At 73.5% G+C, this 5,079-nt stretch carries 6 protein-coding genes; 3 read left to right on the top strand and 3 right to left on the bottom strand.

Annotated features, from left to right (window positions below):
- The coding region (locus SACHA_RS21255; protein WP_019809198.1) for a helical backbone metal receptor at positions 1–398 on the top strand (398 nt) is incomplete at its 5' end.
- 75 nt (positions 399–473) lie between these two features.
- On the opposite strand, the gene pip is transcribed toward SACHA_RS21255, so the two are convergent.
- Both pip and panB read right to left on the bottom strand, forming a co-directional pair.
- The gene (gene pip, locus SACHA_RS0109450) at positions 474–1,463 is read right to left on the bottom strand and encodes a prolyl aminopeptidase (RefSeq protein ID WP_019809197.1); all 990 of its coding nucleotides are present in this window, start codon (positions 1,461–1,463) and stop codon (positions 474–476) included.
- 114 nt (positions 1,464–1,577) lie between these two features.
- On the bottom strand, positions 1,578–2,522 hold the full coding sequence (panB, locus tag SACHA_RS0109445; RefSeq protein WP_019809195.1) for a 3-methyl-2-oxobutanoate hydroxymethyltransferase: 945 nt from the start codon (positions 2,520–2,522) through the stop codon (positions 1,578–1,580).
- 186 nt (positions 2,523–2,708) lie between these two features.
- Here panB and SACHA_RS0109440 point away from each other — a divergent pair, with 186 nt between their 5' ends.
- Together SACHA_RS0109440 and SACHA_RS0109435 are read left to right on the top strand one after the other, a co-directional pair.
- Positions 2,709–3,407, top strand: coding sequence for a DUF998 domain-containing protein (locus SACHA_RS0109440; RefSeq protein ID WP_019809193.1), 699 nt, complete (start codon positions 2,709–2,711; stop codon positions 3,405–3,407).
- 49 nt (positions 3,408–3,456) lie between these two features.
- Entirely contained in the window at positions 3,457–4,029 is a 573-nt protein-coding gene (locus SACHA_RS0109435; RefSeq protein ID WP_019809192.1) for a DinB family protein, read from the top strand.
- A 121-nt stretch (positions 4,030–4,150) separates the two neighbouring features.
- Here the strand turns inward: SACHA_RS0109435 and nadE are convergent.
- The coding region (gene nadE, locus SACHA_RS21250; RefSeq protein WP_019809191.1) for an NAD(+) synthase at positions 4,151–5,079 on the bottom strand (929 nt) is incomplete at its 5' end.

Here is a 5,079-nt window from a genome sequence, read left to right as displayed (position 1 = left end):
CGGAGTGGCTCACCTCGGCGCGCCGCGTGTGGAGCGACACCGCGCCCGTGCGCGCGCACGCCGTGGTGCCGGTGTGGCGCAGACCGTGGGTCGTGCTGGGCCGGGACACCTTCGCCGGGGACGTCCTGCGCCGGGTCGGCGTCGCCCACGTCTACGCCGACCATGCCGACCGCTACCCCCGGCCGACACGCGACGAGCTGCGCGCCCGCTTCGCCGACGGCGAGGCGGACCTGCTCGTCCTGCCGGACGAGCCGTACGCCTTCACCGACGACGACGGCCCCGACCACTTCCCCGGAGTCCCCTACGTCCTCGTCAACGGCCGCCACCTCACCTGGTACGGCCCCTCCCTCGGAGAAGCCCACCCCACCCTCCTGCACACCCTGTCGGGTGTGCCGTGAAGGGCACATTTCCTGCGTGTGACGCAGTGAAAGTGCCCCTCGCGGCGTCTGACGCAGGGAAAGTGCCCCTCACGCTCACCCACCGGCCGCGAAGCGGTCGGTGGCGGTGCGCAGGGCGGGGAGGATTCCCGGGTCGGTGACGGCGTGGCCTGCCGTGTCCAGGACGGTCAGGGTGGAGTCCGGCCACGCGCGGTGCAGGGCGTGGGCCGTGGCCGGGGGGCACACGGCGTCGTAGCGACCCTGCACGATCGCGCCCGGGATTCCGGCTAGCCGGTCCGCGTCCCGGAGGAGGGCGCCGTCGTCGAGCCACGCGCCGTGGGTGAAGTAGTGCACCGCCAGCCGGGCGAACGGCACCGCGAAGGCGGGGTCCGCGTAGCGGGCCCGGTGGACGGGCCGGGGTGTGATCGACACGAGTGCGCCCTCCCACTCGCTCCAGGCCACCGCGGCCCGCTGTCGCACCGCCGGGTCGGGATCGGACAGCAGTGCGTCGTACGCCGCGAGCGGGTCGTCCCGCCGCTCGTCCGGCACCGGGTCCAGGAAACGCTGCCAGTCCTCCGGGAACAGCCACGCGGCCCCGCCGGCGTAGAGCCAGTCCAGCTCGCGCCGTCGCGCGGTGAACACCCCGCGCAGCACCAGCCCGGACACCCGGTCCGGGTGCGTCTCGGCGTAGGCCAGCGCCAGTGTGGCGCCCCACGACCCGCCCAGCAGCAGCCACCGCTCGATCCCGAGGTGTGCGCGCAACAGTTCCAGGTCGGCCACGAGGTCCCAGGTGGTGTTGCCGGAGAGTGCGGCGGCGGGGTCGTCGGCGGTCGGGTCGGTGTGGCTGCCGGCCACGTGCGGCGTGCTGCGGCCACATCCGCGCTGGTCGAACTGCACGATCCGGTACGCCGACGGATCGAAGTGCCGCCGCGTCAGCGGGTCGCTCGCACCGCCCGGACCACCGTGGACGACGACCGCGGGCAGGCCCTCCGGATCGCCGCTGACCTCCCAGTGGACGTGGTGGCCCCCGCCGACGTCGAGCATGCCCCCGTCGTACGGCCCGATCGCCGGATACAGCCCCTCCACCGTGCCTCCGCTCGTCGACGCCCGTGGCGTGTGCCGGGCGCGGTCACCCGCCCGGCACACACCGGATCCTGGCAGCCGCCCGGAGCACGCGGACGACCGGTGTCGTCGGACCGGTCAGTGGAAGGTGTGTTCGGACGACGGGAACGTGCCGTTTCGGACCTCCGCGGCGAAGTCCCGCGCCGCCTGCGCCACCATCCCGCCCACGTCGGCGTAGCGCTTGACGAACCGGGGAGTTCTGCCGCCGCTCATTCCGGCCATGTCCTGCCACACGAGCACCTGCGCGTCGCAGTCCGGCCCCGCGCCGATCCCGACCGTGGGAATGCGCAGTTCGTGGGTGACCTGCTTCGCGACCTCGGCGGGCACCATCTCCAGCACCACGGCGAACGCGCCCGCGTCCTGCAGTGCCAGCGCGTCGGTGACCAGCTCGTCCGCGGCCGTGCCGCGCCCCTGGACCCGGTAGCCCCCGAGGTTGTGCTCACTCTGCGGCGTGAAGCCGAGGTGGCCCATGACCGGGATCCCGGCGGCCGTGAGCATCTCCACGTGCGGTGCGAAGCGGCGACCGCCCTCCAGCTTGACGGCGTGCGCGCGGCCCTCCTTCATGAACCGCACCGCCGTGTCGAACGCCTGCGCGGGCGAGGCCTGGAACGACCCGAACGGCAGGTCGGCGACCACCAGTGCGCTGCGGGCCGAACGGGTCACCGACCGCACCAGCGGCAGCATCTCGTCCACCGTCACCGGCAGCGAGCTCTCGTAGCCGTACACCGTGTTGGCCGCCGAGTCGCCCACGAGCAGCACCGGGATCCCGGCCTCGTCGAACAGTGCGGCGGTGTGGGTGTCGTACGTGGTCAGCATGGGCCAGGTCTCGCCCCGCTGCTTCATCTCCCGCAGGTGGTGCACCCGGATCCGCCTGCGGGGCGCCTCCGGCGCGGGTGCCCCGGCGTACGGCGGACCCGCCTCGTCCCGTGTGGCGCCGGTGGTGGGTGCGGTGTCGTCGGTGTGCCCGGCGGCCGGGCCGGGACCGGCCGCGTCCGGCGTGGAACGCGCGTCGTCTCGCGACATCGTCGTCGACCGTCCTTCCCTCGAGGCCTCCACGAGGTCCCCGGGTCGTGATCGTTGGACACCTTCAGCGTCGCACCGGCCGGGACGGCGCCCAAGCGGCTGCGATGAGCTTCACAGGGGGCTTCTCCGCCGGCACGGACGGCGAACGGCTGTGCTCGCCGGGTGCGGCGTGATAAGTAGTTCGCCATGCTCTCGGCCCTGCCCCGTTCCGCGCCGTTCGGCGTGGTCCGGACGGCGACCGTCCTCCTGCTCGGTGTGGGGACCGCCGCGCACCTCGGATGGCTGGCCGAGCTGGTGCTGGACACCGGCCTGTCCCCGCTGCACGACCTGCCGGTGGGGCTCAGCGCGGAGGGCCGGCCGTACCGGACGCTGTTCCGTCTCGCGGAGGCGATCGCCGGGGTGGCGTTCATGCTGTCCACCCCGCCGTTGCTGCGGCTGGCGCCGGTCCACCCGCAGGGCAGGCTCACCGTCGCGGCGGTCTTCTCGTTCGGCGCCCTGATGCTCGTGCGGGCCGGGTACCCCCCGGACTGCGTCCCGGCACTGTCCGAAGTGTGCGCTCCCCGCGGGGATCTCTCGCTCGCCCACCGGGTGAATGTCGTGGCCTCGGCCCTGCTCGCCGTGCAGTACGTCGTCGGCCCGGCGGTCCTCGCGCTCTGGTGGCACGGCGGGTGGGGCCTCGTCGCCCGGTGCGTCGTGGGGATCGAGTCCGCGGCGGGGGTGGCGCTCGCGACGGGGGTCGTGACCGGGATCTCACGATTCGCGGGGGTGGCCGCCCGGGTGCAGCTGGTGGCGATGTCGGTCCTGCTCTGCGCCGGCATGGCCTACCTGGTCGCGGTCGGACGGCGGGTGCACGGCAGGGAAGGGACACCGTGGTCACGAACGTGAGGGGGACCCACCGGCCGGGCCGTGCCGCGGTGGGGCCGGGAGGTGTGCGGTGCCCGGCCTGATCGGTCCGGTCTCCGACGAGCGGGAGGGGCTGCTCGACTACCTCGCGCAGCAGCGGTACGTGCTGTGCCTGGCGGCCTACGGCCTCACCGACGAACAGGCCCGCGCCACGCCCACGGCAGCCCCGCTCAGCGTCGGCGGCATCATCCGGCACGTCGCCGCCACCGAACGCGGGTGGCTGGACACCGTGCTCGGCCGGTCCCCCCGCCCCGGGCCGGAGCCGGGCACGGCACCGGACGTGACGCTGCACGAGATCATCCGCGAGTACGAGTGCGTCGCCACCCGCACCGAGGAGATCGTCTCGCTGATCGACGACCTCGGCAGACCGGTGCCGGTGCCGCGGGACGTCCCGTGGTTCCCGGACGACGTCGAGGCGTGGTCGGTGCGGTGGGTGCTGCTGCACCTGATCGAGGAGACCGCCCGGCACGCCGGACACGCCGACCTCGTCCGGGAGTCCCTCGACGGTGCGACGGCCTTCCCCCTCATGGCCGCCGCCGAGGGATGGCCCGAGACACCGTGGCTGCGCCCGTGGCGCCCCCCGGGCCCCGGCCAATCCCGCTGACGACACCGGTCACCGTGTGTGGTGGCCGTGAAGGACTCCCTGCCTGCGTCCAATGCAGTGAAGGAGTCCCTCACGGCACTCGGGGCAGGGAAGGGGGCCTTCACGGCACCACCCCGCGCCGTTACCTCTGGTGGCGTTCGCGCCAGGCGTTGGTCATCGGGAGTCTGCGGTCCCGGCCGAACGCCTTGAAGGTGATCTTGGTGCCCGGTGGGTACTGGCGTCGCTTGTACTCGGCCCGGTCCACCATGCGCACCACGCGGTCGATCACCTCGGCGTCGAACCCGGCGTCGCGCAGGTCCGCGAACCCCCGGTCACCCTCCACGTAGTCGTCCAGGATGTCGTCGAGCAGCGCATAGTCCGGCAGCGAGTCCGTGTCGAGCTGGCCGGGCCGCAGCTCCGCCGACGGGGCCTTGTCGATCGAGTTCGGGGGGATCGGCGGTGTCTCGCCGCGCTTGTCCGCCTCCGCGTTGCGCCAGCGCGCGAGCTCCCACACCTGCGTCTTGAACACGTCCTTGATCGGGGCGAACCCGCCGACCGCGTCCCCGTAGATGGTCGAGTAGCCCACGGCCAGCTCGGTCTTGTTCCCGGGCGCCAGCACCAGGTGCCCGTTCAGGTTCGACAGCGCCATCAGCAGCATGCCGCGGACCCGGGCCTGGATGTTCTCCTCCGCGAGCCCGCTCCCCGCGAGCCCGAGCTGGTCCACGTACAGCGCGACCATCGCCTCGACCGGCTCCACCCGGTAGTGGCAGCCGGTCCGCCGGGCCAGTTCGGCCGCGTCGGTCCGGGAATGGTCCGAGGAGTACTTCGACGGCATGGACACCCCGTACACGGCGTCCGCGCCGAGCGCGTCCACCGCCAGCGCCGCGCTGACGGCCGAGTCGATCCCCCCGGACAGGCCCAGCAGCACCGACCCGAAGTTGTTCTTGGAGACGTAGTCGCGCAGCCCGAGCACCAACGCCGACCACACCTCGGCCTCGTCGGACAGTGGCTCGCCGAGCACCGGCCCCACGGCGGCCCGCCGTCCGACCTCCGGCGCGGCCCCGGACGCGG

Origin of the sequence: Saccharomonospora halophila 8 (assembly GCF_000383775.1) — a bacterium.
GTDB classification, from domain to species: Bacteria; Actinomycetota; Actinomycetes; order Mycobacteriales; family Pseudonocardiaceae; genus Saccharomonospora; species Saccharomonospora halophila.
The sequence above is the reverse complement of the archived record's forward strand: the minus strand, read 5'-3'. Positions and strand labels throughout refer to the sequence as shown.

Coding starts and splice junctions, on each gene's coding strand:
- panB (WP_019809195.1), bottom strand. CDS start 2,522: ATGTCGCGAGACGACGCGCGTTCCACGCCGGACGCGGCCGGTCCCGGC.
- SACHA_RS0109440 (WP_019809193.1), top strand. CDS start 2,709: ATGCTCTCGGCCCTGCCCCGTTCCGCGCCGTTCGGCGTGGTCCGGACG.